The 25,675-nt window shown below is 55.8% G+C and carries 21 protein-coding genes; 9 read left to right on the top strand and 12 right to left on the bottom strand.

Annotated elements, in window-relative coordinates; genetic code table 11:
• Positions 1–238 precede the first annotated feature (238 nt).
• From rsfS to FHS72_RS01240, 6 genes are all read left to right on the top strand, one after another.
• A complete protein-coding gene (gene rsfS, locus FHS72_RS01265) occupies positions 239–613 on the top strand; it encodes a ribosome silencing factor (protein WP_183524358.1) in 375 nt (124 codons plus the stop codon).
• Positions 613–1,083, top strand: coding sequence for a 23S rRNA (pseudouridine(1915)-N(3))-methyltransferase RlmH (rlmH, locus tag FHS72_RS01260; RefSeq protein ID WP_183524355.1), 471 nt, complete (start codon positions 613–615; stop codon positions 1,081–1,083). The genes rsfS and rlmH overlap by 1 nt, the downstream gene beginning before the upstream one ends.
• A 61-nt stretch (positions 1,084–1,144) precedes the next feature.
• Entirely contained in the window at positions 1,145–2,659 is a 1,515-nt protein-coding gene (gene gpmI, locus FHS72_RS01255) for a 2,3-bisphosphoglycerate-independent phosphoglycerate mutase (protein ID WP_183524353.1), read from the top strand.
• Positions 2,656–3,768: a murein hydrolase activator EnvC family protein gene (locus FHS72_RS01250; RefSeq protein ID WP_183524350.1), complete on the top strand. Its 1,113-nt coding sequence runs from the start codon at positions 2,656–2,658 to the stop codon at positions 3,766–3,768. Before gpmI ends, FHS72_RS01250 begins: the two co-directional genes overlap by 4 nt.
• 19 nt (positions 3,769–3,787) lie before the next feature.
• On the top strand, positions 3,788–5,125 hold the full coding sequence (locus FHS72_RS01245) for a S41 family peptidase (protein ID WP_183524347.1): 1,338 nt from the start codon (positions 3,788–3,790) through the stop codon (positions 5,123–5,125).
• 222 nt (positions 5,126–5,347) lie between these two features.
• A complete protein-coding gene (locus FHS72_RS01240; protein ID WP_183524344.1) occupies positions 5,348–6,370 on the top strand; it encodes a PAS domain-containing protein in 1,023 nt (340 codons plus the stop codon).
• 8 nt (positions 6,371–6,378) lie between these two features.
• On the opposite strand, the gene FHS72_RS01235 is transcribed toward FHS72_RS01240, so the two are convergent.
• The 6 genes from FHS72_RS01235 to FHS72_RS01210 all read right to left on the bottom strand — a co-directional run bounded on the left by FHS72_RS01235 (position 6,379) and on the right by FHS72_RS01210 (position 14,642).
• Positions 6,379–8,829: a GcvT family protein gene (locus FHS72_RS01235; RefSeq protein ID WP_183524341.1), complete on the bottom strand. Its 2,451-nt coding sequence runs from the start codon at positions 8,827–8,829 to the stop codon at positions 6,379–6,381.
• Between the two features lie 30 nt (positions 8,830–8,859).
• Positions 8,860–9,747 carry a homocysteine S-methyltransferase family protein gene (locus FHS72_RS01230; RefSeq protein ID WP_183524338.1) on the bottom strand — a complete coding sequence of 296 codons (888 nt, stop codon included), beginning with the start codon at positions 9,745–9,747 and terminating at the stop codon, positions 8,860–8,862.
• Positions 9,748–9,792: 45 nt separating this feature from the next.
• Positions 9,793–12,243, bottom strand: a complete 2,451-nt coding sequence (locus FHS72_RS01225) for a GcvT family protein (protein WP_183524335.1) — start codon at positions 12,241–12,243, stop codon at positions 9,793–9,795.
• Positions 12,244–12,265: 22 nt separating this feature from the next.
• Positions 12,266–12,835, bottom strand: coding sequence for a helix-turn-helix domain-containing protein (locus FHS72_RS01220; protein WP_183524332.1), 570 nt, complete (start codon positions 12,833–12,835; stop codon positions 12,266–12,268).
• A gap of 91 nt (positions 12,836–12,926) precedes the next feature.
• Positions 12,927–13,379, bottom strand: a complete 453-nt coding sequence (locus FHS72_RS01215) for a GAF domain-containing protein (RefSeq protein WP_183524329.1) — start codon at positions 13,377–13,379, stop codon at positions 12,927–12,929.
• 102 nt (positions 13,380–13,481) lie between these two features.
• Entirely contained in the window at positions 13,482–14,642 is a 1,161-nt protein-coding gene (locus FHS72_RS01210) for an acetyl-CoA C-acyltransferase (protein ID WP_183524326.1), read from the bottom strand.
• A gap of 120 nt (positions 14,643–14,762) precedes the next feature.
• On the opposite strand from FHS72_RS01210, the gene ggt reads away from it, so the two are divergent.
• Entirely contained in the window at positions 14,763–16,340 is a 1,578-nt protein-coding gene (gene ggt / locus FHS72_RS01205; RefSeq protein WP_183524323.1) for a gamma-glutamyltransferase, read from the top strand.
• 1 nt (position 16,341) lies between these two features.
• On the opposite strand, the gene FHS72_RS01200 is transcribed toward ggt, so the two are convergent.
• Together FHS72_RS01200 and hspQ are read right to left on the bottom strand one after the other, a co-directional pair.
• Positions 16,342–16,932 carry a hypothetical protein gene (locus FHS72_RS01200; RefSeq protein WP_183524320.1) on the bottom strand — a complete coding sequence of 197 codons (591 nt, stop codon included), beginning with the start codon at positions 16,930–16,932 and terminating at the stop codon, positions 16,342–16,344.
• A gap of 262 nt (positions 16,933–17,194) precedes the next feature.
• Positions 17,195–17,521 carry a heat shock protein HspQ gene (gene hspQ / locus FHS72_RS01195; RefSeq protein WP_183524316.1) on the bottom strand — a complete coding sequence of 109 codons (327 nt, stop codon included), beginning with the start codon at positions 17,519–17,521 and terminating at the stop codon, positions 17,195–17,197.
• Between the two features lie 82 nt (positions 17,522–17,603).
• Here hspQ and FHS72_RS01190 point away from each other — a divergent pair, with 82 nt between their 5' ends.
• Together FHS72_RS01190 and FHS72_RS01185 are read left to right on the top strand one after the other, a co-directional pair.
• Complete coding sequence (locus FHS72_RS01190; protein ID WP_183524314.1) at positions 17,604–18,485, top strand: AEC family transporter; 882 nt, start codon at positions 17,604–17,606, stop codon at positions 18,483–18,485.
• A gap of 75 nt (positions 18,486–18,560) precedes the next feature.
• A complete protein-coding gene (locus FHS72_RS01185; protein ID WP_183524311.1) occupies positions 18,561–19,148 on the top strand; it encodes a transglycosylase SLT domain-containing protein in 588 nt (195 codons plus the stop codon).
• 54 nt (positions 19,149–19,202) lie between these two features.
• On the opposite strand, the gene FHS72_RS01180 is transcribed toward FHS72_RS01185, so the two are convergent.
• The 4 genes from FHS72_RS01180 to FHS72_RS01165 form a co-directional block, all read right to left on the bottom strand.
• Positions 19,203–19,817 (bottom strand): LolA family protein, encoded by a 615-nt coding sequence (locus FHS72_RS01180; protein WP_183524308.1) that lies wholly within the window; start codon positions 19,815–19,817, stop codon positions 19,203–19,205.
• A gap of 179 nt (positions 19,818–19,996) precedes the next feature.
• Entirely contained in the window at positions 19,997–23,026 is a 3,030-nt protein-coding gene (locus tag FHS72_RS01175) for a DNA translocase FtsK (protein ID WP_183524305.1), read from the bottom strand.
• Positions 23,027–23,036: 10 nt separating this feature from the next.
• Entirely contained in the window at positions 23,037–24,215 is a 1,179-nt protein-coding gene (locus tag FHS72_RS01170) for an aminotransferase class I/II-fold pyridoxal phosphate-dependent enzyme (RefSeq protein WP_183524302.1), read from the bottom strand.
• 129 nt (positions 24,216–24,344) lie between these two features.
• A complete protein-coding gene (locus FHS72_RS01165; RefSeq protein ID WP_183524299.1) occupies positions 24,345–25,673 on the bottom strand; it encodes an amidase in 1,329 nt (442 codons plus the stop codon).
• Positions 25,674–25,675 lie beyond the last annotated feature (2 nt).

Raw genomic sequence — 25,675 nt, 5'->3', positions numbered from 1 at the left:
TGCAGAGTGACGTACAGATAACGCCCAAAACCGCGATGAACACCTTGAAGATATGCCCAATTTCAATTAACGCGAAATCCCGCTTGCATTGGTTGAAATGAATCGCAGTGCTTGTTAGATGAGGTTTAGGTATCGCGCCGGACCTGCCATTCTTTCCTTTTGACGGCGCGCGACGGAGGACAATGAGCTGTCTTTTTCCACTGCGGTTGCTGATGCAACCACCCGCGGACCGGTCACTATGACTGGCTTCCAAACCGCTAATAGCGAAACAATCCTTGCGGCCGTACTCAAATCTCTTGACGACGACAAAGGCGAAGACATCGTGCAGATCAGTCTGCGCGGCAAATCCGAGATGGGTGACTATATGGTTATCGCGTCTGGTCGTTCGACCCGTCAGGTGTCTTCGATGTCTGAAAAGCTGGCTGACAAGATCAAATCCGAGTTCGGCGTTTTGTCCAAAGTAGAGGGCAAAGAAACTGGCGATTGGGTGCTGATTGATACGGGCGACGTGATCGTTCATATTTTCCGTCCTGAAGTACGCGAGTTCTACCAGCTCGAAAAAATGTGGACGCCGGGTTCCGGGCCTATCGAGGCGCCAACGGCGATCGACTGATGCGTGTACATATTTGCGCTATGGGCCGTTTGCGAAAAGGGCCCGAGCGCGATTTGTATGACGATTATCTGACCCGTTTTGACAGAACGGGCCGTGCGCTTGCGCTTGGTCCAGCAAAGTTAATCGAGGTCGAAGATAAAAAAGGTGGCGGCATGGCGGCCGAAGCTGCCTTGCTCGAACGCGCCATTCCTAGCGGGTCGCTGATTTGCACCATGGATGAACGCGGAGAAGTTATGACATCACCAGCGTTCGCCGCCCGTCTTGGTAAATGGCGCGATCAGGGCCGTGCTGATATTACGTTTGTGATTGGTGGTGCGGATGGCATTGATCCCGCGCTGCGTGCGCAGGCGGATGCATCTCTAAGCTTTGGCAAAATGGTCTGGCCGCATATGCTGGTGCGCGTGATGTTGGCCGAGCAATTGTATCGTGCCGCCGCGATCTTATCCAATGGTCCGTATCACCGCGCGTGATGTCTGTTTTCCTTTGGTGATGGATCGTCTAGACCATTCATAACTAATCAAGGAGTTGCCGATGTCTGCCCCGAAACCCGTTGTATTATGCATTTTGGATGGTTGGGGCCTGCGGGCCGAACGCGAGGGCAACGCCCCTCTTTTGGCGCATACCCCGAATTTCGACAGGATTATGCAGGGCCCACATGCGCAACTTTTGACCCACGGACCTGACGCGGGTTTGCCGAGCGGGCAGATGGGTAATTCCGAAGTGGGCCACACGAATATCGGCGCGGGTCGTGTTGTTGCTATGGATCTGGGCCAGATTGATCTGTCGATTGAAGATGGCTCTTTTGCCAGCCAAGACGCGATTGTGCAGTTTATCTCGACGATGAAAATATCTGGCGGCACGGCCCATTTGGTCGGCGTCATGTCGGACGGTGGCGTGCACGGACATGTCGCACATATCGTCGCTGCTGCGAAAGCGTTGGCGGATGCGGGTATCCCGACAGTATTGCACGCGATCACTGATGGTCGCGATGTCGCACCATCATCTGCGCTTGTGTTTCTTGCTGGATTGCAGGGCGAATTGCCTGCCAGTGTAAAGATTGTAACCGTGATCGGTCGCTATTACGCGATGGACCGCGATAATCGCTGGGAGCGTGTACAGGCGGCGTATGATGCGATGGCGCTTGGTAAAGGTGCGGCGGCGGCTGATCCCAAAACTGCGATTGATCAAGCATATACTGCGGGTCAAACGGACGAATTCATCCCTGCCACTGTGATCGGTGATTACGCCGGATTTGCTAATGGTGACGGGCTGTTTTGCCTGAACTTCCGGTCCGATCGGGCCCGCGAAATCTTGGCCGCGATTGCTGATCCAGACTTTGACGGGTTCCCGCGTGTTATGCCTGAATTAACTGCGAAACTGGGCATGGTGGAATATTCTGATCGGCATACTGCGTGGTTTGCGACGGTATTTCCAAAGCGGGTGATTCCGAATACTTTGGGCGAATGGGTCGCAAAACATGGTAAACGGCAGTTCCGCTTAGCTGAGACCGAGAAATATCCGCATGTGACGTTTTTCCTGAACGGCGGCATCGAAGTGCCAACCGAGGGTGAAGATCGCTTCATGCCGAAATCGCCTAAAGTCGCCACCTATGATTTGCAACCAGAGATGTCGTCAGGCGAAGTCACTGCCGCGTTTGTGGGCGCAATCAACGATGGCTACGACATGATCGTGACCAACTTTGCCAACCCCGATATGGTCGGCCACACGGGCGATATAGCGGCCGCCGTTGCAGCTTGCGAAGCCGTGGATCGCGGTTTGGGTCTCGTTTTAACGGCACTTGAGGCTGCGGGCGGTGCGATGATTGTGACAGCTGATCACGGAAATTGTGAAACGATGATTGATCCCGAAACCGGCGGTCCGCACACTGCCCATACGCTCAACCCCGTGCCGGTAGCATTGGTTGGTGGCCCTGCTGGTGCTACGTTGCGCGACGGGCGGTTGGCAGATTTAGCCCCGACGATCCTAGATTTGATGGAACTTGCTTTGCCGGATGAGATGACGGGTCGGAGCTTGATTAACAAATGATCCGCATCTTGGCGATTTTGCTGGCCCTCGCGGGGCCTGTTTCTGCGCAAGATGATCCGGCATCAGCGGCCTTGGCTGCGGCGGAACAATTGACCCGCGCGGGGCTTGCACTGTCCGACGCCACGGGAGGGCGCAACCGCGTTGCCGCCTTGACCGAAGCCGTGAAAGGCTACGAAGACGGCTTGATCGCGATGCGCGATGGATTGCGTCGCGTGGCGATCAGACAACAAACGTTAGAGGCATCGCTGGACGCAAAATCTGCCGAAATCGGTAAATTGTTGGGGGTGCTGCAATCAATCAGTCGCGCCCCTGCCCCGCTATTATTGCTGCATCCAACAGGCCCGACAGGCACGGCGCGATCCGGTATGATTGTGGCCGAAGTCACGCCCGCATTGCATGCCGAGGCGGACGCGTTGAAGACGCAATTGCAGGAAATCGCAGTGTTACAGGTCTTGCAGGAAACGGCGGAAGAGACGCTATCGCTGGGGTTACATGGCGCCCAGAATGCGCGGACGGCGCTGAGTTTAGCGATCCAAGAACGCACGGATTTGCCGCAGCGTTTTGTTGAGGATCAAGAGCAGACTGCGCTTTTGCTTGCGAGTACCGACACGTTGGATAGCTTTGCCCAAGGGTTGGAACAGGCGACTTTGCCCGGTCCAGAAAACACCGACGCGCTGGCCGCAAAAGGCGCGTTGCCGATCCCCGTACAGGGCCAGATTTTGCGTGGGTATAATGCGGCGGATGCTGCTGGTGTTGCGCGCCCCGGTGTCATTATTGCGACCCGTCCACGTGCGATTGTCACGAGCCCTACGCCCGCGACCATCCTGTTTCGCGGGCCGCTGCTAGACTACGGAAATGTCGTGATTATCGAGCCGACCGCCGATGTCATGTTCATCTTTGCGGGACTTGCCGAAGTGTACGGCGAAGTCGGCGAGATCATCGGATCGGGCGCCCCATTGGGTCTGCTGGGCGGTTCATCGCCACAAAGTGATGCGGAATCGACCGGAATTAGCCAATCAAATGCCGGAACACAGTCACAGACCCTTTATCTTGAGGTCAGAGACGGGCAAACTCCGGTTAATCCAGCGACTTGGTTCGCGATAGAATAAGATAACAACGGGAAAACCTATGAAAAAGCTGATGATCGCCGCGGTGGGCGGTAGCCTGATGGGACTGATCGCGACGACGCAAATCGCCGGACCGTTGATCGCCCAAGAGGCCGAAGCCAATGCGTCAGTGTACGAACAGCTTGACCTGTTTGGCGACATTTTTGAACGCATCCGTGCCGGATATGTCGAAGATGTTGAAGAAAAGGACCTGATCGAGGCCGCGATTAACGGAATGTTGACGTCTCTTGATCCACACTCATCCTATCTATCCGCCGAAGATGCCGCAGCGATGCGCGTTCAGACGCGCGGTGAATTTGGTGGCCTCGGGATTGAGGTCACGCAGGAAGAAGGATTTGTGAAGGTCGTGTCCCCGATGGACGGTACGCCTGCTGATGCGGCGGGTGTGCTCGCGGGTGACTTTATCACCGCTGTTGACGGGGAATCCGTGCTGGGCCTGACGCTGGATGATGCGGTTGAATTGATGCGCGGTCCTGTTGGGTCCGAAATCATCATTACATTGGTTCGCGAAGGTGAGATCGAACCGTTTGACGTATCGATTGTGCGCGACACGATCAAATTGACTGCTGTGCGTCACCGGACGGAAGGCAACGCAGTTGTTCTGCGCGTCACGACGTTCAACGATCAGACGTTCCCGAACCTGCAAGAAGGCCTGAAAGAACAAGTCGAAGAAGCTGGCGGCATCGATAACATCGACGGTTTTGTGCTCGATTTGCGCAATAATCCAGGCGGTTTGCTGAACCAAGCGATCTATGTCTCGGATGCGTTCCTAGAGGCCGGCGAAATCGTGTCGACCCGTGGCCGCGACCCTGCTGACGGGGATCGTTACAACGCGCAACCGGGTGATTTGGCGGAAGGAAAACCTATCGTTGTGTTGATCAACGGCGGTTCTGCCTCAGCATCTGAAATTGTCGCGGGGGCGTTGCAAGATCACCGTCGTGCGATTGTTGTTGGTACAAAATCGTTCGGAAAAGGGTCGGTCCAGACCGTGGTTCCATTGCGTGGCGAAGGGGCGATGCGCCTGACCACGGCGCGTTATTATACGCCATCAGGTCGGTCAATTCAGGCGTTGGGCATTTCGCCAGATATTATCGTCGAACAGCCGCGTCCAAAGCCAGTTGATCCTGATGCCGAGGAAGAGTCGCGTCCGCTTCGGTCTGAAGCAGACCTGCGAGGATCTTTGAATAATGACAGCCTAACAGACGATGAAATCGAACAGATTGAAGTGGACCGTGCGCGTGCAGAAACGGCTGCACAACTACGCGAAGACGATTATCAACTGGCCTATGCCATTGATATTCTTAAAGGATTGAACGCGCTCGGACCGCTAGCCGAATAAGCGATCTGCACTGTGATTTCGAAAAGGCGCAGCTTTGGTTGCGCCTTTTTTTGTTGGATATTTCTCAATTTTGCAAAAATGTCGGCACACGTTAACCACCTGTTCATGGAATATATCATATGCTGAAAACATCCACTTTATCACCAGTTCATGAGATCAATAATTAACTATCGCCACCTTACGCATCCCCACGCACTGCGGTGTCACGAACGAGGTCGCTCAATGACTACCGTGCCAACACGGCCAGAAAAGGCACGCCTTGCGCTTTACGAGAGTTTCAGCGCCCCAACGCGCGCGTTGCTCGCCCTAGACGCGGGTCGCATGGGCAGTTGGTCGTTAAACATCCCGAGTGGTGAAGTCGTGGGCGACCGTTTTCTGGCCAACCTGCTGGGCTTGGATTATGATCGCCAACCTTGGGACATGACAACTTTTTACGAAGTTGTGGACCCTGCAGATAGCAGTCACGTTCACGCGGCTGTTAACCATGCCTGGACAGGCGAAAACAAATCTTACGACGTCGAATTTCGCAGGCGCCGCATCGATGACACTTGTCCACTTTTGTGGCTTGGCGCACGTGGACAGGTCACCGAACGCTCAGAGGACGGCACACCATTGTACATGGTCGGTGTTATATGGGACGTCACGCACCAGAAGATTCGCGCAGATGCGATCAACAAACAGGCTGAAAACACCTTTGCTCTTGTTCGTCGGCTGATCGATTTGGGCGAAAGCACTGCCGAGAGCCAACGTGACTTTGCAGCTACGTTACGGTCGCAAATCGACGCATTTTCAACGGTGCATTCGATGTTGACGCATGCAGCAGCAGGCGAGCCAATCAGCATTCGCCAAATCCTCGACGCCTCGCTTGCCTCTTTGTTGGTCGATGACCCGAGAGCCCCCCCCCATTTGGTGATTGAGTGCAATCCAGACATCGCGATCCATCCGGACAAAATCTTACCACTTGCGATGTTTCTGTCCGAAATCGCCAACAGTGCCGCACGACGCGAGGCACTATCGGCAGGTCGGAACAGTATCGAACTCGCAGTCACGCCCAAAACGTCCGATGAGGTTTTCTTGAGTTGGACCGAGACGACAAGCAGCATTGATGATCGCGAAAACCACGTCGAAGGCGATTTTTGCACGTCGCTACTCGACGATTTTGCAAGCCAGCTTGGCGGCACTGTCGTCAGGACAAATCACACCAATCAACTGACACTGGAACTGACGATGAACATTGTCGAATAATGCTTTTATCAGGCTTTGGCACGTGCTCCTGTAGGATCATAGAACGGCTTCAACTGTACTTCGGCTTTGACTTTACGGCCCATCACATCAATTTCGTAGTCACTGGCGAGCATATCTGCTACGGTTTCGCCCGGCTCGACGCATGGTACGTATCCCATCCCGATTGCCGCGCCGACATGATGCCCGTAACCTCCCGATGAAAGGTAACCGCAGGTTTTTCCATCGCGCAAGATCGGTTCGTTATGGTAGAGAAGTGGTTTAGGGTCGGTGAGTTTGAACTGCACAAGCCGCTGTTTCAGACCTGTTTCACGTTTTCGTAGAACTGCGTCGCGGCCAATGAAATCAGGCTTCTCCGTCTTAACCGCAAAGCCGAGACCGGCTTCAAGAACGTGGTCTTCTGATGTGATGTCATGGCCAAAATGACGAAACCCTTTTTCCATGCGGCACGTGTCCATCATGTGCATTCCGCACAGTTTTAGATTGAAATCACGCCCAGCAGCCGCGATGGTTTCGAACACGTGGCCACATTGATCCGCAGGCACATAGACCTCCCACCCCAATTCACCGACGTAGGTCACGCGATGGACGCGGGCGGTGCCCATGCCGATTTCGATTTCTTGCGCTGTGCCGAATGGGTTGGTTTCGTTTGTGAAATCATTGGGCGACACGGATTGTAATACGTCACGTGCGCGTGGCCCCATGATTGCAAGGATGCCTTCGCCCGCAGTCACGTCGGTGATCACGACGTTAAAATTGCCTGTGTTGCGGCGCATCCATGTTTGGTCTGCAAGGCGTGTGGCGGCTGGTGTAACGACCAAAAAGCAGTCTGGTTCGATGCGGGTAACGGTCACGTCCGCCTCGATCCCTGCTTTGGAATTTAGGAACTGTGTGTAGACAATTTTGCCGACTGGCACGTCAAAGTTGCCACCCCCGATGTAATTCATAAACGCCATGGCGTCTCGGCCTTCGACACGGATTTTACCGAAGGAAGACATGTCATACATACCAACGTTTTCTCGGACAGCCATGTGTTCATCGCGCACGTTGTCAAAGAAGTTTTGTCGAGACCAGCTGTATTCATATGCTGGGTTTTGTCCATCTCGGGCGAACCAATTGGCGCGTTCCCATCCGGCGAGTTCACCCATGACAGCACCGCGTTCAAGCAGATGCGCGTGGAATGGTGTGCGCCGGATGCCGCGTGCGGTAGCTTTTTGGCGAAATGGAAAATGGTCGGCGTAGAGCAGTCCGAGTGTTTCTTTGGACCGCTCGATCAGGTAGGTTTTGTTGCCTTGGAATGGTTGCATCCGACTGATATCGACGTCGCCCAAATCGAACGGTTTCTCGCCGGTGTCCATCCATTGGGCTAGCGCCATACCCGCGCCGCCAGCTGACTGAATGCCGATAGAATTAAAGCCCGCAGCGACCCAGACGTTGTCCATGTCTGGGGCGAGACCAAGGTGATAAGCGTCGTCGGGCGTGAAGGATTCTGGGCCGTTAAAGAATGTGTGTATCCCCGCCTCGGCGAGCATCGGTAAGCGGTCAACCGCGCGTTCTAAGATCGGTTCGAAGTGGTCGAAATCTTCGGGCAGTTGGTCGAATTCAAAGTCATGCGGGATGCCGTCCATTGCCCACGGTTTGGCGTTTGGTTCAAACGCGCCGAGCAAGATTTTACCCGCGTCTTCTTTGTAATACGCGCACTCGTCCGGCACGCGGAGCACCGGCATTTGTGTCAAGTTCGGGATGTTTTCGGTGACGATGTAGAAGTGTTCGCAGGCGTGCAGCGGAACATTTGTGCCCAACATTTTGCCCACTTGATGCCCCCACATCCCACCGCAATTCACGACCATATCGCAGGCGATGTGTCCCGTTTGGTCGCCCTGCTCCCAAACGACGCCAGTGATACGCCGTCCGTCTTTTTTCACGCCTGTCACGAGAGTCCGCTCAATGACTTGTGCGCCGTTTTGCCGTGCGCCTTTGGCGAGCGCGAGCGCGATATTGGCTGGATCACCCTGCCCGTCCAACGGCAGATAGACGCCCGCTGTCACGCCTTCGATGTTGAGGTGTTCGTAGCGTTGCTTCACTTCCGCGGGACTGATTTCTTCGACGTCCACACCAAAGGCGCGGGCCATCGCGGCTTGGCGGTAGATTTCTTCGCGACGCTCGTTTGTTAAGGCGACGGTGATCGAACCATTGCGCTTGAAACCCGTCGCGACGCCAGTTTCAGCTTCGAGATTACCGTAAAGTTCTTGTGAGTACTTCGCGAGTTTGGTCATGTTCGCTGTCGCGCGAAGCTGTGCGATTAACCCTGCCGCATGCCATGTTGTCCCTGACGTCAGTTGCTTGCGTTCCAGTAAAACCACGTCTTTCCAACCCAGTTTCGCGAGGTGGTACGCGACCGAACAACCGATGACGCCGCCGCCAATAATGACAACGCGGGCCTGATTGGGAGGGGTTGCCATCGTGACGAATCCTTTCGCGAAATAATGGTGTTAGACGATTTTGTAACCAACGGAACGCAGCGCGTCGGCGATGGCTTTGATATGTTTTGGGCCAACTTCGCAGCAGCCACCGACGATTGTGGCCCCATCTGCCACCCATTTCATCACATGCGCCGCATAGGCGTCAGGGCCCATGTCACGGCGTTCCTGCAGGGCGCTGACGGTGGGTTTGGCTGCAAGAAATGCTTTGGTGATCATGGTAAAGGCGTTGGCGTAGCCGCCGAATGGCTTGTCGCATTGCGCTAGAATGGGCATTGCGGCATCCAAGGCCTCGGGTGACGAACAATTCGCGAGCAGCGCGTCGGCGTCGTCGCAGACGGCAATTGCATCCGCCAGACTTTCGCCGGAGCGCAACTTTGTCCCGTCTTCATCGTCCAAAGTGAACGCTATCCACACAGGTTTTCCCGCCGTTTTCGCCCCAGCGAGCGACGACTGTGCATGGCTGACAGACGCCACGGTTTCGACGAGAATCAGATCCACCACAGGTTCGAGCAGTTGTGCGACTTCGGCATAAAGCGGCGTTGCTTTCGTAATGTCGGGATGAATGTCCGGTCTATAGGATGCGATCAACGGCCCGATCGATCCGGCGATGCGCGTGCCTGCGCGTTTGACATCGACCGCTTCTTTTAACGCGGTGTTTACCAAAGCTTCGAAATTGTTTTCAAAATCGGTGCCAACAAGTCGGTCGCGATGAATGGCATAGGTGTTGGTCGTGGCGACCGTAGCCCCCGCATTGAAATAATCACTGTGGATTTGCCCAACCAGACCCGGGTGCGCGTACATGACGTCGGTAGCCCACAGCGGGGTCGGATTGTCGCCAGTGCGATGGACCAATTCTTGGCCCATACCGCCATCGAGAAGTGTGATTTCACGGGTCATGTCATGCCCTTTCATGGTTAATTTCAAATATAGCGGCTGCGACTGTTAAGCTTTTATCCGCGCATTTTCGGGGTCCCATAGCGGCTGATCCGCTTGCACGGTGGCGGTGAGGCGTGCGCCGTAGAACGCGACTTCGACCTTGGTTCCCGGCACGTTCAGGTCGGCGCGCAGCATCCCGAGGGCGATGGATTTGTTCACGCGGTAGCCGAAATCACCCGATGTCGTCTCACCAACCACTTCGTCCCCGAACATGATCGGTGACATGTAAGGCGCATCCGCAGCGGCGGGTGTATCAAAGGTCAGCGTACAGAACATTTTTTTGCTACCCCTTTGTTTTTCCGCAAGTAATGACGCCTTGCCAGGGAAGTCTTGGGGTTTGTCGAAACGGATGAAACGCTCCATTCCGCCTTCAAGCAGCGTGTAGTCGGTGGACAGGTCGCCCTTCCAAGTGCGGTAACCTTTTTCGATGCGCATTGCGTTCAAGGCGTACATGCCGAATGGAGTGGCCCCTGCGTCGCGTATCGCTTTGTAGACGGTAGCGGCGTCGTCAAAGGCGGTATGAACTTCCCAGCCAAGTTCGCCGCCAAAGTTAATGCGGAACAGTTTGCAGGACTTGCCCGCGATGGTGGCGTCTTGAATCGTGAGCCAACCCGTGGACAGGTCAGCGTCGCCAACTTGCCCCAACAGATCGCGGGATTTTTCGCCGGATACGATATGCGTCGACCAATCTTTGGTGATGTCGGTTATGGTTAATCCGGACGTGAGTCGGTCGCGCAGAAATTCAAAGTCGTGCCATTGCGCGACAGCGGCGGTCATCAACCAGAAATCGTCGTCGGCCCAACGGATGATCGTGACTTCGGTCACGATGCGCCCGCGGGTATCGGTGAAATAGCCCAAATTCATGCGGCCCACCTTGGGCAAGGCCCCAGCGATTTGGGTGCGCAGCCATTCCGCCGCCCCAACGCCAGTTAAGGTGTAGCGCGAAAATCCGGGCATATCGAGCACGGCGACGTCGTTGGTCGCGGCGGTGACTTCGCGCTCAATGGCGGCGTTCCATGGGCCTGCGCGTTCCCACGTTTCGGTTGCCTCTAGCGTCGTATCTTCGCCGTCGTGCGCAAACCAATTCGCCCGTTCCCAGCCATTGTAGGCGCCCATCTGTGCGCCGGATGCGATCAAAGTCGTATGGTTTGGCGACAGCTTTTTATCGCGGCCAGCGGGCCAGTTTTTACGCGGGAAGTGCATCCCGTATTCATGGCCATAGGTTTCTAACGCTTTGGATTCGCAGTAATCTGCATCGGCATAGTCGGTGTAACGCCGCGGATCACAGGCCCACATATCGATATCAGTCTCGCCATGGATCAGCCATTCAGCCATGACTTTTCCAGCGCCGCCGCCCTGCACAATTCCAAAGGTAAATGAATGCGCCTCGTAAGCGTTAGTGACACCGGGCATCGGGCCAATCATCGGCAAACCGTCGGGCGCATAGGGGATCGGGCCGTTGATATTGCGGCCAACGCCAGCCGTGCCAAGGACCGGCACACGCGCCATCGCGTCTTCGATATACCATTCGAGCCGTTCAAGATCGTCGGGATATAGTTGAAAGCTGAAGTCATGCGGCATCGGGTCGTCTTTGGTCGTCCAATGCGCTTTGCAATTCCGCTCGTAAGGCCCAAGGTTGAGGCCATTTTTGTCCTGACGCAGGTAATAACTGCTGTCCACATCGCGGATCATCGGGGTTTTCTTACCGTTTTCCTTAGTCCATGCGGCGATCTCGAGGATTTCTTCGGTTAGGAAGTATTGGTGCGACATCACGGTTAACGGCACGTCGCGCCCGCCGTAGGGCTTGAACCATTCACCCACGCGCGCGGCGTAGTAGCCTGCCGCATTCACGACCTTGTCACAGGTGATATCGCCTTTATCCGTGTGCACGACCCATTCGCCAGACGGCTTTTGCGTGACACCAGTGGCAGGGCAAAAGCGTTCTATCCGAGCGCCCAGATCGCGTGCGCCTTTCGCGAGCGCTTGGGTCAGTTGAGCGGGATCAATGTCGCCGTCCATCGGATCCCACAGCACACCTGACAAGTCGTGGGTCGCGACAAAGGGGTTGTAGTCCTTCATATCTTCGATGCCGATCATCTCAAGCGGGAGGCCCATTGCGCGGGCTTGAGCGCAGACTTGTTCGAACTCTTGTTTGCGCTCTTTGGTATGGCCAAGCCGCAACGCACCTGTGACGTGATAGTTCATTGGGTAGTCAACGTCGTCGGCCAAAGTCCGGTACATTTCGAGCGAATACCGCTGCATGTTCATCACGGCCCAGTTCGGCGCAAAGTTTGGGCAATTGCCCGCCGCATGCCACGTCGATCCAGCCGTCAGTTCGTTCTTTTCAAGCAAGACGCAATCGGTCCAGCCTTCTTTCGCGAGATGGTACAGCGTGGATACGCCCACGACGCCGCCACCGATAATGACGACACGCGCCGTTGTTGGAAAATCAGACATGGTTTCTCCTTCGTGAAGCGGCTTAATAAACTGGCGGGGCGATGACCCAGATGACGACGCAGGGCGCGTCATGCGGATTTGCCCAGCGGTATGTGTGACCACGGATGCGAAAGCTGTCGCCAGCGGTTAAGTGGAAAAGTGTCCCGTCGATCCACAGATCAAAGTTGCCCGAAACGATGTAGCCGACTTCTTGGGTTGGGCGAGTGGCGGGTTCGGGCAGGTAGGCGTGTGGTTCGAAGACGGAATGGATCATCTCGAAATCGTCGGTCAGATCAGGCGAAAGCAGTTGTTCGGTCGATCCTGCAACCCGCGATCCGATGGGGCGACGGGCATCGGCGCGCACGATCAGCCCTTCTTCACCTGGCGCGGCGCTGGTGCGGAAAAGGCTGGATACCGACACGTCGAGGACCGCTGCCATGGCACGCAAGTCGGCAACCGTAGGGCTGGATTTGTCGCGTTCGACTTGGCTCAGCCAGCCGACGGATTTACCCAACTTTTCGGCCAAGGCGATCAGCGTCATTCCCCGCGCTTTGCGTAGGGCACGCAAGTCGGCACCAAGGGTGCGCGCGTCGATGGGGATGTCGTGTTTCATCGGGACCACGGGACTAGGATTACCCGAGCACCGTGGCAGAGATTCGTGAAAATTCAAGGAAAAATTTCACGCGGTAATTCCACGAAGTGATTTAACGTGCGAAAGTACCATCCAGAATAGCGGTCAATGCGGTGACATCGTCCTGCGTGAAGGCGGCAGGTTGATTGCTATCGATATCCAGCACTGCAATCACATCGCCAGCCTTATTTTTAACGGGAAGAACGATCTCGGAGCGGGTGGAAGATGCGCAGGCGATGTGGCCTGGGAAGGCGTCGACATCGTCGACCAGTTGGGTTTGACCAGTCCGTGCAGCGGCACCGCAAACCCCACGCGAAAATGGGATTTGAAGGCAGCCGTGCCCCCCTTGGTAGGGGCCGATTTTTAGCATTTCGGGTGCTGTGACGCGGTAGAAACCAGTCCAGTCAAAGCGGTCATCACTGTGGTGAAGCTCGCACGCGATGGTCGCCATAAGCGCCACGGTGTCGTCTTCGCCTTCGGTCAGCGAGGTGATGGTTTTGGAAAGAAGTCCGTAGTCTGCGTGCATGGTTTTACCTGTTGTGACTGAAATTGCGCCGCGTTTCGCGTCGCGATGCTGGAGGGGCCAGCCCCTCCAGACCTCCCCGGGGTATAGAAAGAACCAAAGAAGTTAGGGGCGTTCGATCGCGATTGCCGTACCTTCGCCGCCACCGATGCAGATGGCTGCGATGCCGCGTTTGAGGTTCCGTTTTTCGAGAGCATTGAGAAGCGTGACAATGATCCGTGCGCCTGATGCGCCGATGGGATGGCCCAATGCACATGCGCCGCCGTTTACGTTGATTTTGTCGCGTGGGATTCCGAGATCGTGCATGAATGCCATTGGTACCACGGCGAAGGCTTCGTTCACTTCCCACAGGTCGACGTCACCTGTGGTCCAACCGAGACGGTGCATCAACTTTTGCGCGGCGGGAATCGGGGCCGTGGTGAACCATCCGGGGGCTTGGCCGTGGCTGGCGTGGCCTTTGATCGTGGCGCGAATGGGTCCGGTTGCTTTGCTTTGTGCGGACAACACAAGGGCTGCTGCACCATCGGAAATCGAGGACGCATTGGCGGCTGTGACGCTGCCGTCTTTGCGGAAGGCCGGTTTGAGCATTGGAATTTTGTCGGGCCGTGCTTTGCCGGGTTGTTCGTCTTCGGTGATTGTCACAGCGCCGCTGCGCGTATCAAAAGTCACGGGCGCGATTTCGTCCAAGAAGCCGCCGTTCTTTTGAGCATTCAACGCATACGCGAGGGATTGCAGCGCGTAGTCATCTTGATCCGCCCGCGAGAATTTAAATTTATCGGCGCAATCTTCGGCGAATGTACCCATCAGGCGGCCTTTGTCATAGGCATCTTCGAGCCCGTCTAGGAACATGCTGTCGATCACAGCTTGATGACCAATCCGCGCACCAGCCCGCATTTTCGGCAGCAGATAAGGGGCGTTTGTCATGCTTTCCATGCCGCCAGCAACGATGTGATCCGCGCCACCAGCCGCAATTTGATCAAAGGCCATCATCGCGGCTTTCATGCCTGAGCCGCACATTTTATTTAGCGTTGTGGCGGGGACGTTTTCGGCCAGACCAGCTAGAAATGCGGCTTGGCGAGCGGGTGCTTGTCCTAATCCGGCGGGCAAAACGCAGCCCATTAGAACTTCGTCAATGGATGCGCCCGACTGTGAAACCGCTGCTTTGATCGCTGCGGCACCGAGCGTTGGTGCGGCGACCTCTGCGAACACCCCTTGGAAACCGCCCATTGCTGTGCGTGCGGCCCCTGTGATGACAACGTTTTCCATTTTGAAACCTCCCTCAAGTTGCGCGTAGGCTAGACCGGAAATGCCCCAAGCAAAAGCACAGGTTTTGCGTTGCGGCCATCCCGTATTTTCGTAAGGTCGTCGGCAACAAGGGGGCACATCATGCGCGATTTTTCTACACCGGGTCGGTCGGCGGCTTTTGCAAGCAACGGCATGTGCGCGACGTCGCACCCATTGGCGGCCAAGGTCGCGGTGCAGATGTTAGAAGCGGGCGGCAATGCAGTTGACGCCGCAATCGCGGGCGCTGTCTTGCTGGGCATTTGCGAACCGCAGATGACAGGTATTGGCGGCGATTGCTTTGTGCTGCTGACCCCGCTGGGTGAGGATCGCGTGATCGCACTGAACGGATCAGGGCGCGCACCTGCTGGGCTGGATGCGGCTGTTTTGCGTGAACAGGGGCATAAAACGGTGCCACTGCGCGGGCCTGAAGCTGTGACGATACCGGGTGCTGTGGATGCTTTTTGCACGTTATCAAAGGACTACGGCAAACTCGGGCTACGGGCATCGCTGGCCCCTGCGATTCACTATGCTGAAGCGGGTGTTCCTGTGGCCCCGCGTGTGGCCTTTGATTGGGATCAGTTGCAGGGCGATTTGCAGGGCACCGCGCGGGATCGGTATTTGTTGGATGGCAAAGCGCCCGTTGCAGGTCAGCTTTTCAGTGCGCCGCAGCAGGCAGAGGTTTTGCGCCGCATCGCGATGAATGGCCGTGATGGTTTCTACGACGGCGAAGTGGCCGAGGATATGGTCGCGTCCCTGAACGCGATGGGTGGCACGCACACTTTGGAGGATTTCGCCGCCGCGTCCTGCGATTACACCGATCCGATTAGTGGCGGATATGGCGGATTGGACCTGTACGAGCATCCACCGAATGGCCAAGGTGCGACGGCGATTTTGATCCTGAATATTCTGAAGCATTTCGATTTGGCCGCGATGGATCCAATGGGTGCCGCGCGTGCGCACATTGAGGCTGAGGCGACGAAGCTGGCTTATGACACCCGTAACCGCGTGATTGCTGATCCTGATCATACGGCTCGCTTGGCGCACATGCTGGCGCATGAAACGGCCGAGAAATTGGCCGCGTTGATTGATCCTCGCCGTGCGTTGCCCGCAGGACTGCCCGGTGCCGAGGCCGTGCATAAAGACACGGTTTACATTACTGTTGTGGACAAAGACCGGATGTCCGTCTCGTTGATCTACTCTATTTTCCATGGGTTTGGGTCGGGGCTTGCATCCGATAAGTTCGGGATTCTGTTTCAGAACCGTGGTGCTGGCTTTACCTTGGAAGACGGTCACCCAAACGAGGCAAAGGGCGGCAAACGTCCGATGCACACGATTATTCCGGGGCTGTTGTGTCGCGATGGGCGGCCATACATGCCGTTTGGTGTGATGGGTGGGGCGTATCAGCCGACGGGTCATGCGCGATTTATCAGCAACATGCGCGACTACGGCATGGATATGCAGGCCGCAATGGATGCACCGCGTTGTTTTGCTGATGCAGGCGAGTTGCGGATGGAGAGCACTTATGCGGATAGCGTGCGCCAAGAGCTATCCGATATGGGGCATGTCGTCGTCACGCCGCCCGGTCCGATGGGCGGATCGCAAGCGATTGCGATCCACGATAGCGGTGTGCTGGAAGGCGCAAGCGATCCGCGCAAAGATGGGATCGCTTTGGGCTATTAACCTATTCGGCGGGTGCTGGAGCTTGGCCCAATGCCCGCTTGCGGACCACCATGATTGTTAGATGTCCGCCAACGGTGAGCAGCACAAACCAGATCGGGAAAATGACCAACAAAACGTCCCATGGGGCCGTTTTGAGTGCGGCACTTGACCCGAGCAATAGGCCCGACGACCAGCAAAACAGTGAGATCACCGCGACTTGGGTTGCGATGGCGAATTGCAGCGGCGGCAGTGAGATCATCGGGCGCATCATGTTGCTGCGCATCATTGGCCGGATAAATGCACCAACCATGAACGAGTTCAGCGTCATCACGACCATGATCGCAACTTTGGTCCATAATTTGGGTGAAAACGCTTCAAGCTGAAATCCGGTGCGGATGTAAATCAGCGTGATACCGGTGATCCAGAGACCGATAAAGGCACCGGAGATCCAGAAGTGAATGTGTTCCAGGTCTTCGATATCGACTTTGCCGATTGGGTCGGAGAGCGATTGGAAAGATCGGAAGTCGAAGTAAAGGGCGGTCCCCATGCCCATTGCAAAACAGAAAAGATGAGCGGCGCGTAGAATGTCTACGTAAGTTTCAAAGAGTTCCAAAATAGTTATCTTTCAATTAGCAGCAGATCGAAAATCAGGAGCGAGCAACGCACTGAATATCTATATATCGTAGTGGCACCTTTGACCGTGTGTCGAGTTAGAAATGCAAACCTACCCATAAGGATGGGTTTGCTAAGTTCACGTCATGGCACGAAATTTTCGTTCACGACGCGCGAAACGCGCGTGTAAACGCGGGATTTTTCAAGTCGTGATAAGGTACAACATGTAGAAGGTATCAGCGGTCAAAAGACACGCGAACCCCTTAATTCATTTGCACTTGGAGCGGGTAATGCCCATCTTCGAACGGTCCAAATAGGTCGTCGAGATCAGGGTGTTCAACCGGTTGCCCCGAATAATCGGCAACCAGATTTTGCTCGGACACGTAGGCTACATAATAACTTTGGTCATTCTCAGCGAGTAAATGATAGAACGGTTGCCCTTTTTCTGGGCGACTTTCTTCCGGGATCGCTTCGTACCACGCGTCGGTATTCGAGAACATTGCGTCCACGTCAAAGACTACACCGCGAAACGGATGTTTGCGATGACGGACAACTTGGCCCAAGTGATATTTTGCACGTGTCTTAAACATAACTATCGTCCCCCACCCTTTTACTAGCCGTGGAACCCTGCCAAAGTCCACGGCAAACACCCTTAAAAAGAGGAAACAGTCTGTGAACCTTGCACTGACAGTCCTAAATATCTCTGCCCCTGTTTTCATTTTGGCCGCTGTTGGCTTTGCGTGGGTCAAGTTGGGGTTCGAGTACCGTGTCGAATTTGTAACCCGCATTTGCATGACGCTGGCTGTCCCTTGTTTGATCTTTGTGGCGTTGATGAAAACCCAGATCGACCCAGAGGCCTTGGCGGCCCTGACTCTTGCCAGCCTAGTCGCCTACACCCTTGTTGCCATTGTATTTTTGGTCATTATTAAGCTGTTCAAACTCGACATTCAGACGTTCCTCGCGCCGTTGGTTTTCGGCAACACGGGCAATCTTGGCTTACCGCTTGCTATGTTCGCCTTTGGTGAGATCGGACTTGGCTACGCGGTCGTCGTGTTTGCTGTCATGGCGATCTTGTCGTTTACAATCGGGATTTGGCTGGTGTCTGGCGGTGGCTCGTTAACCAAGGTAATCCAAGAGCCGCTGGTTGCCGCCACGTTATTGGGCGGCTTGTTCTTATGGCACGGCTGGGAAACGCCCGTCTTTATGACAAACGCGCTGGAACTGATCGGCCAAATGGCGATCCCGATGATGTTGATCACGCTCGGCGTGGCCGTCGCCCGCCTTGAAACCAAAGCAATGAACCTCGCGATTGTCCTCTCTATCGCCAAAGCCGTGGTCTGTGCCGCAGCAGGATGGTGGGCGGCGGTCTGGTTCGGGCTGGAACCTGTGGCGGCCGCTGTTCTGATCCTGCAAATCTCCACGCCGGTGGCGGTGACCTCTTACATGTTGGCGGTAAAATACGGCGCGGAGGCGCAACCCGTCGCCGGACTTGTCGTGGCCTCGACGGTGTTATCTGTGGTCACTTTACCGCTTATCTTGGCATTTGTGATCTAAATCCTGTGAATTGACCGTTCACAGGCTGCCCACATTGCGCTAGGTTAGAAAAAAACAAAAGATAGGCGTGAGGCAATGAGCAGTTTCTTCCGCGCAATGGTTCTTTTAGCTCTGTTAGGCAGCTGTTCCGCTGGTGGATACGGTTCAGCCCCGCGCGAGCTAGACAACGCATGTGCCATTGTGAACGAACGACCCGAATATTTGCGGGCCTTCAAAGCAACCCAACGCAAGTGGGGTGTTCCCGTACCGACAATTATGGCGATGATTTACCAAGAGAGTAAATTCATCTCGAACAACCGACCACCGCATCAATATGCGCTGGGTGTGATCCCGATTGGGCGGCAATCCTCCGCGCTGGGTTATTCTCAAGCGCTGGATGGTACTTGGGACGAATACCAAGACCAAGAAGGCGGGCGCAGGTCCAGCCGCGAAAGCATTCATGACGCCACCGACTTTATGGGCTGGTATATGACTGCGACCGTGCGCGAAACGGGTGTTCCTTTGGGCGACACGCGCAACCAGTATTTGGCCTATCACGACGGGCGCAGCGGTTACATGCGTGGCACATGGCGGGCGAAACCGTGGCTGATCCGGATCGCTGGCGAAGTCGAACAGCGGGCGGTCACTTACAACGCCCAGCTTCACGCCTGCGGCAAGTTATAACAAAAAAGCCCGCGTCATATGCGCGGGCTTTTTATTGCCTATAGTCTGGATGGGTTATTCAAACCCGCGACTGCGCATCTCACCCACAATATTGAACTTGGCTTCACCAATCGAAGCCCCCGGCACAACGTCGTTCAAGATCACCGTGGTCTGCCCACCCGTATCATCAGTCACAACCCACTGGCGCAGCTCAACTGGGTTCGCTGTGAACACCAGTTGGATGTTGCCGTACTCCGGATGATCCGGGTCTTGCGCAGTGATGGTCGTCGTGGTCCCGTCTGATGTGTGGCCCGTCACCATCCGGCGCTGCGCCAAATCGACATTACTTTCCAGAATAATGCTCAACGGTGTCTGGTTCAGCGGATACCGGTCCGGCGCCGTATTCGAACGCGGATCAAAGATCGCGACCTGCCCGCCACCAGCAACCATCAGCGAATTGTCAGGCGCGTTATACTCGAACCGAATACGACCCGGCCGTTTGATGTAAATCTGGCCTGTGGACAATGTACCGTCGCCATTGATCTGCGTAAAACCACCTTGGGCCGTCACCAGTTGGTTCAGATATCCGGACACTTCGCCCAGTGACAATTGTTGCGCACTTGCTGATGTCACCAATGCAGGTGTGGCAAGCGCTGCGACACCAATGGTCAGAAAATCACGTCGTTTCATAAAGCTACCTATCTGTTGTCGGGCACTGTTTCACCCAAGGACATAAGAACAACAATGGCTTCGCGCCAGATGATAAGCGATAACACGCCGTTGATCTGCCGTAACACCCTTTAAAACAAAGAAAAACGGGACGCATTACGCGCCCCGCCCTATCTTCATTTCGCCATAACAACTCATTCTTAGTGCTGTTCAGGCACCAAAATCTCGCGTTTGCCCACATGGTTCGCCGAGGATACGACCCCTTCGTCTTCCATTTGCTCTACAAGCCTCGCGGCTTTGTTATAGCCAATCGCCAGTTTGCGCTGGATGTATGAGGTCGAGCATTTACGGTCTTTAATCACAATCGCCACAGCCGTGTCGTATAGTGCATTTTCGCTATCTGACCCGTCACCCAGCCCCAGAACCATGTCGATGTCGCTGCTTTTGCCGTCTTCTGGGCCTTCGATCACGCCAGACATATATTCTGGTGGACCGAACCCTTTGAGATGGTTCACGATTTCTTCGACTTCTTCATCCGAACAGAACGGTCCGTGGATACGGCTGATTTTGCCGCCGCCAGCCATATAAAGCATATCGCCCATACCCAGCAGTTGTTCCGCGCCCATTTCACCAAGAATGGTGCGACTGTCGATCTTCGAGGTCACTTGGAAAGAAATTCGCGTTGGGAAGTTGGCTTTGATCGTTCCAGTAATAACGTCCACGGATGGACGCTGTGTCGCCATGATCAAGTGGATGCCCGAGGCACGCGCCATCTGCGCAAGCCGCTGGATGCAAGCTTCGATTTCTTTACCAGCGACCATCATCAGGTCGGCCATCTCGTCGACGACGACGACGATATATGGCAGCACTTCGGGCTTGAATTCTTCTGTCTCAAAAACCGGATCGCCAGTTTCATCGTCGAAACCAGTTTGCACGGTACGGCTGAACATTTCGTCCTTGCCCAATGCCTCGCGCACGCGACCGTTATAGCCGTCGATGTTCCGCACGCCCATTTTGGACATCTTGCGGTAGCGTTCTTCCATCTCGCCCACGACCCATTTCAGGGCAACGACCGCTTTTTTCGGGTCAGTCACAACGGGGGACAGCAGGTGCGGGATACCGTCATAGACGGACAATTCGAGCATTTTGGGATCGATCATGATCATCCGGCAATCTTCCGGCGACAGCTTGTAAAGCAACGACAAGATCATCGTGTTGATCGCGACAGATTTACCGGAACCGGTCGTGCCCGCAATCAAGAGGTGTGGCATCTTCGCAAGGTTCGCGATGATCGGCTCGCCACCGATATCTTTCCCAAGCGCGAGCGGCAGCTTCATGCTGCTATCGCCAAAATCGCGCGCTGACAGCATTTCGCGCAGCACAACCATTTCGCGCTTTTCGTTCGGCAATTCGATGCCAATAACAGATCGACCGGGGATCGTCGAAACGCGCGCGGACAGCGCAGACATTGACCGCGCGATATCGTCGGCTAAGCCGATCACGCGCGACGCTTTCAGGCCGGCGGCCGGTTCAAGTTCGTACATCGTCACAACCGGACCCGGACGGACTGATACGATTTCACCTTTGACGCCGTAGTCATCCAGCACGGATTCAAGCATACGCGCGTTTTCTTCCAGCGCCTCGTCGGATAAAACATAACGTTCAATTGTTTCGGGCCCGCGCAATAAGCTGAGTGGCGGCATCTCGAAGCCCGCGTATTTGTTCTCTTCCAGCGCCAATGCGGGCTGGCTTTCGCGCAGTGCTTGCTTGGACGGCAAGCTGTCGCGCTTCAACGGGTGCTGTACGACCTTTTTGGCTTCCTGCGCAGGAACTTCAACGCGCTTGATCGCGGGTTCCTCAATCGGGTCCTGAACAGGTGCAAAGTTGCGTTGCAGAACCGGACGAACGGGCTGCGCTGCCTCTGCGGGTTCGATGTACTGTTCAATCACGGGGTCATCGACAGGCGCGTCCATAAAACCCGCCTCGACCATCGGTACGTCTTCTGGGAGGGGCGGCAATGTGCGCGGGGCGGTGTTCAAGATCATCGGCTGTGGGCCGCGACCCTTGGTTAATGACGGCTCGATCCGCGTACCCAATTCGGTAATCGGCGCAGGGCCTTTGCGTGAGCGTACAGCGTCGGCAATACGTGCGGACACACGGTCTTCTGGGGCTGCTGGTGCGTCTTCCACAGCAGGTTCTGGCGCATTGCGCTTCAGCAATCCGGCAAGAAAACCAGTGGGTTGCGGTGCCGCGTCGCGGACAGGTGCGGCCAGTTTCGGCTCAGCCACGGCAGCGGCAACAGGTGCCGCCATTGGCGGTTCGGCCACATGGCTGCCCGGCATTGGTGGCATTTTGCGGGCTGTGTCTGTCGGCATCGGCGTGGTCGCACGGACCACAGACGTCGGGCGTTTTGTCATCTCGCCGGCGGCGATTGGCATAATCGGAACGGGGATCAATGCAGCGGCTTCGGCTTCTTCAGCGGCGGCTAATGCCATCGCTTCGCGATGCGCACGCGACGCTTCGCGTTTGGCGGCAATGGTGGACCCAACACCGCTTGCAGCTTTCGCGGACACGGCGGCCCCCTGCCCCACTGCCCGCAGCAATAGCGCGTAAGCCATCACGACGCCCAAGAACATGAAACGAATGCCGGTGCGGATTTCTTCTTTCACGAAGCCTAAGGTAAACGCCGTCATCGCAATCAGGCAAATAGCCAAAATCAATGACAATAACTTGAGCGCGAAAGGTGCGCCCAGCGGGATCAGGATTTGCAACGTCACGCCCAACACGGTGTCACCAAACAGGCCACCAAGGCCAAAGTTCGGCGGCCAGTTTGCGCTCGGCACCAAAGTCGCGGCGTAGAGCGACCCAACAGCCACGGCGATTGGGACGAAAACGGCGCGGCCCATTGCGCGGTCGTGGCCGTAGTGCAACGCAAAGCGCAGGCCCCACGCGATCAATGCGAGCGGGATCATCCAAGCGCCTTTGCCCACGATCATCATCAACGGCGCAGCAATTGATGCACCAGATTGGCCCAACCAGTTTTGCACGGGCGCGTCGGTGGCGGAAATCCATGATGGATCACTCGGAGAGAAGCTCCAGATCATTGCCGCGCACAGCAATCCTACAGCGATCAACGCAAAACCTAGCAATTCCTTGCTGCGTTTTTCGATCACTGCCTGCGTGTCGCTATCCAAAAGTGGGTCGCGTTTGCGTGCCTGATAAGATGCCATCGTTATTCCCTCAGTCGTAGAGACAGTCGCGGAGGGCCGTTAGACCGCGCTGCACTTCTTGTGTTGGGGCCACCATGGCGACCCGTAAAAATTGATCAGCTGGATTTACACCGTTGAAATCGCGCGCCAAATACGCACCCGGCAAGGTGCGGACGCCTGTTTCTTCCCACAGCTTCACGGCTGCTTCTTCACCGTTTTGCACTGGTAGCCACAGAAAAAATCCAGCGGCAGGAGACATATATCCCGGCACGTCGCCCATGATCTGGTCTGCAATTTTATACTTTTGTTGGTACAGTGCGCGGTTCTCAATCACATGCGCCTCGTCCAGCCACGCGGCGGCAGCGACGGCTTGCAACGGTTCTGGCTGCGGCGCACCTGCATAGGCACGCAACTGACGCATCCGGCGAATGCTTTCCAACCCGCCAGCACAAAAACCAGACCGCAGGCCTGCAAGATTTGATCGTTTCGACAGCGAATGAAAAATCATCACGCGGTCCGGATCACAGCCCAAGCGTTGCGCCATTTCCAACGCACCCGTTGGCGGGGTGTCGCGGTAAATCTCGGAATAGCATTCGTCCGCGAAAATTTTGAAGTCGTATTTCTCGGCCAAACCAATCAGTTGCGTCCAATATGCCGGGTCGGCAACTGCACCTTGTGGGTTTGCAGGCGAGCAGATGTAGGCGATCGTCGTCCGTTCCAAGATATCCTCTGGCATGGCTGCGTAATCCGGCAGGTGGCCAGTTTCATCAGTCGCGGGAACGAAAATTGCCTCTGCTCCAATTGCATTCGCAGCGGCAGAATAGGCCGGATAAAACGGGTTTGGCGACAAAATGACGGGCTGTTTGCCATTTTTTGTTTCGGGTCCAAGCGCAAGAGCCGCGTTAAACAAACCTTCACGAGTGCCGTTTAGCGTTAAGATATTTTCAGGCTTCACCGTCACTCTATAGCGTCGATCAAGCCACTGCGTGATCGCATCAAGTAACGCTACGGTCCCGTTATTGTTGGGATACTTGCGGAAATCGCCCATATGCTGCGTCAACAGAGGGCCCACAAAGCTGGGGAAATCATGCTGCGGTTCGCCGATAGTCATGTTAATGACCTCGCCGCCCGGCGTCCGGTGATCGAGTAGCCCGCGCAAACGGGGCCACGTCGCTTCCGGAAGGGAAGAAAACCGCTCTGGGTATACCATTATTGCCTCATGCGCGGGATCATTGCGCCCCGCTTTTGTCCAACGTAGCCGCAGGGTTGGGGTTGTGTCCAGAATAGCTTGGGCAAATTATGGCATGGTGCATCGCAATTGTGTCTTTTGGGTCCTGCCCTAAGCGAGCGCCGCCTCAACCGCCGTGCCGATCCGCAATAAACGGGCCTCGCAATGCTTTGGCGTGTTGAGTAACAGCCCGCAGGACGGCGTTTTTGTTGGTAAAGTCAGCGACGTCAGGTCAAGTAAGTTAGCGATCCGTGTGTTACGCAAAGCAAGCAGATTTTCCGTTTTGTAATAAGCATCATCCGTTAAAAGTCGGTTAGCGTTTGGCGGCAAATTGGGCGCCGTCGGCATAATCACAGCATCAAATCCAGCAAACGCGGTCTGGAAAGCGGCCCGGATATCGCGCAGCACATTCCAACCAGCAAGGTATTCGGACGCCAAGACCGACTTGCCGCCGCGCACACGCTCCAAAATCTGCGGGAACATCTTTTCTGGCGCGGCTTCGACCTTTTCGCGCCACCAACCGTAGCTATCACCCGCATATAGGGTTCCTGCGACATCAAAGGCTTGGGTCAACATCGGGAAGGTGTGATACGTGATCGTAGCCCCCGCCGCTTGCAGGTCAGATACCGCGCTTTCAAATGCGGCTTTCGGAGTATCGCGCAGGTCTTGCATCGCGATTGTGTCGAGAATTGCAAAGCGCATGCCATCAAGCGATGTCTGTGTCAGATCAACAGGTTTAGTCCCGCCAAGACATGCGAACAACAAATTTGCATCCTCGACAGAGCGGCACAGCGGCCCTACGGTGTCAAAGGTTTGGCACAGCGGAACAGTTCCACGAAGGCTAAGCAAACCATGGCTGGTTTTTAGCCCAATAAGGTCGTTCCAAGCGGACGGAATGCGCACCGATCCGCCCGTGTCGGACCCGATCCCAGCGGCCGCAAGCCCGAATGCAACCGACGCCGCCGCGCCACTGGACGACCCGCCGGGCACGGCTTCTGCGTCGTTCTTGCAAGGTGGTGTAGCGGTCATCGGGTTTAGTCCAAGCCCGGAAAACGCGATTTCGGACATGTGGGTTTTACCCAAGCAAACAAGTCCCGCAGCGGTCGCGTTTTGCAAGACCTCGGCGTCGGCATCAGGCACGCGACCTTCCATCAGTTTAGTGCCCGCTTCGGTCGCAGTGCCCGCCGTATCGAACAGGTCCTTCCACGACACGGGCACCCCGTCGAGCGGTGAACGGCGTGCGCCTGACGCGACCCGTTTGCTCGCGGCTTTCGCTTCGCCACGCGCACGATCATGTGTGACACGCGCATAAATCCGGTCGCGCATCGGGTGTGCATCAATGGCCGCAAGGTAGGTTTCGGTTAGCTCAACCGGATCAATCGCTTCAGCCGCAATACCACGCCCCAAGTCCGCAGCCGTCATCCAAAGCCAATCTTGCATCG

Source organism: Yoonia ponticola (assembly GCF_014199395.1).
GTDB lineage: Bacteria > Pseudomonadota > Alphaproteobacteria > Rhodobacterales > Rhodobacteraceae > Yoonia > Yoonia ponticola.
The sequence above is the reverse complement of the archived record's forward strand: the minus strand, read 5'-3'. Positions and strand labels throughout refer to the sequence as shown.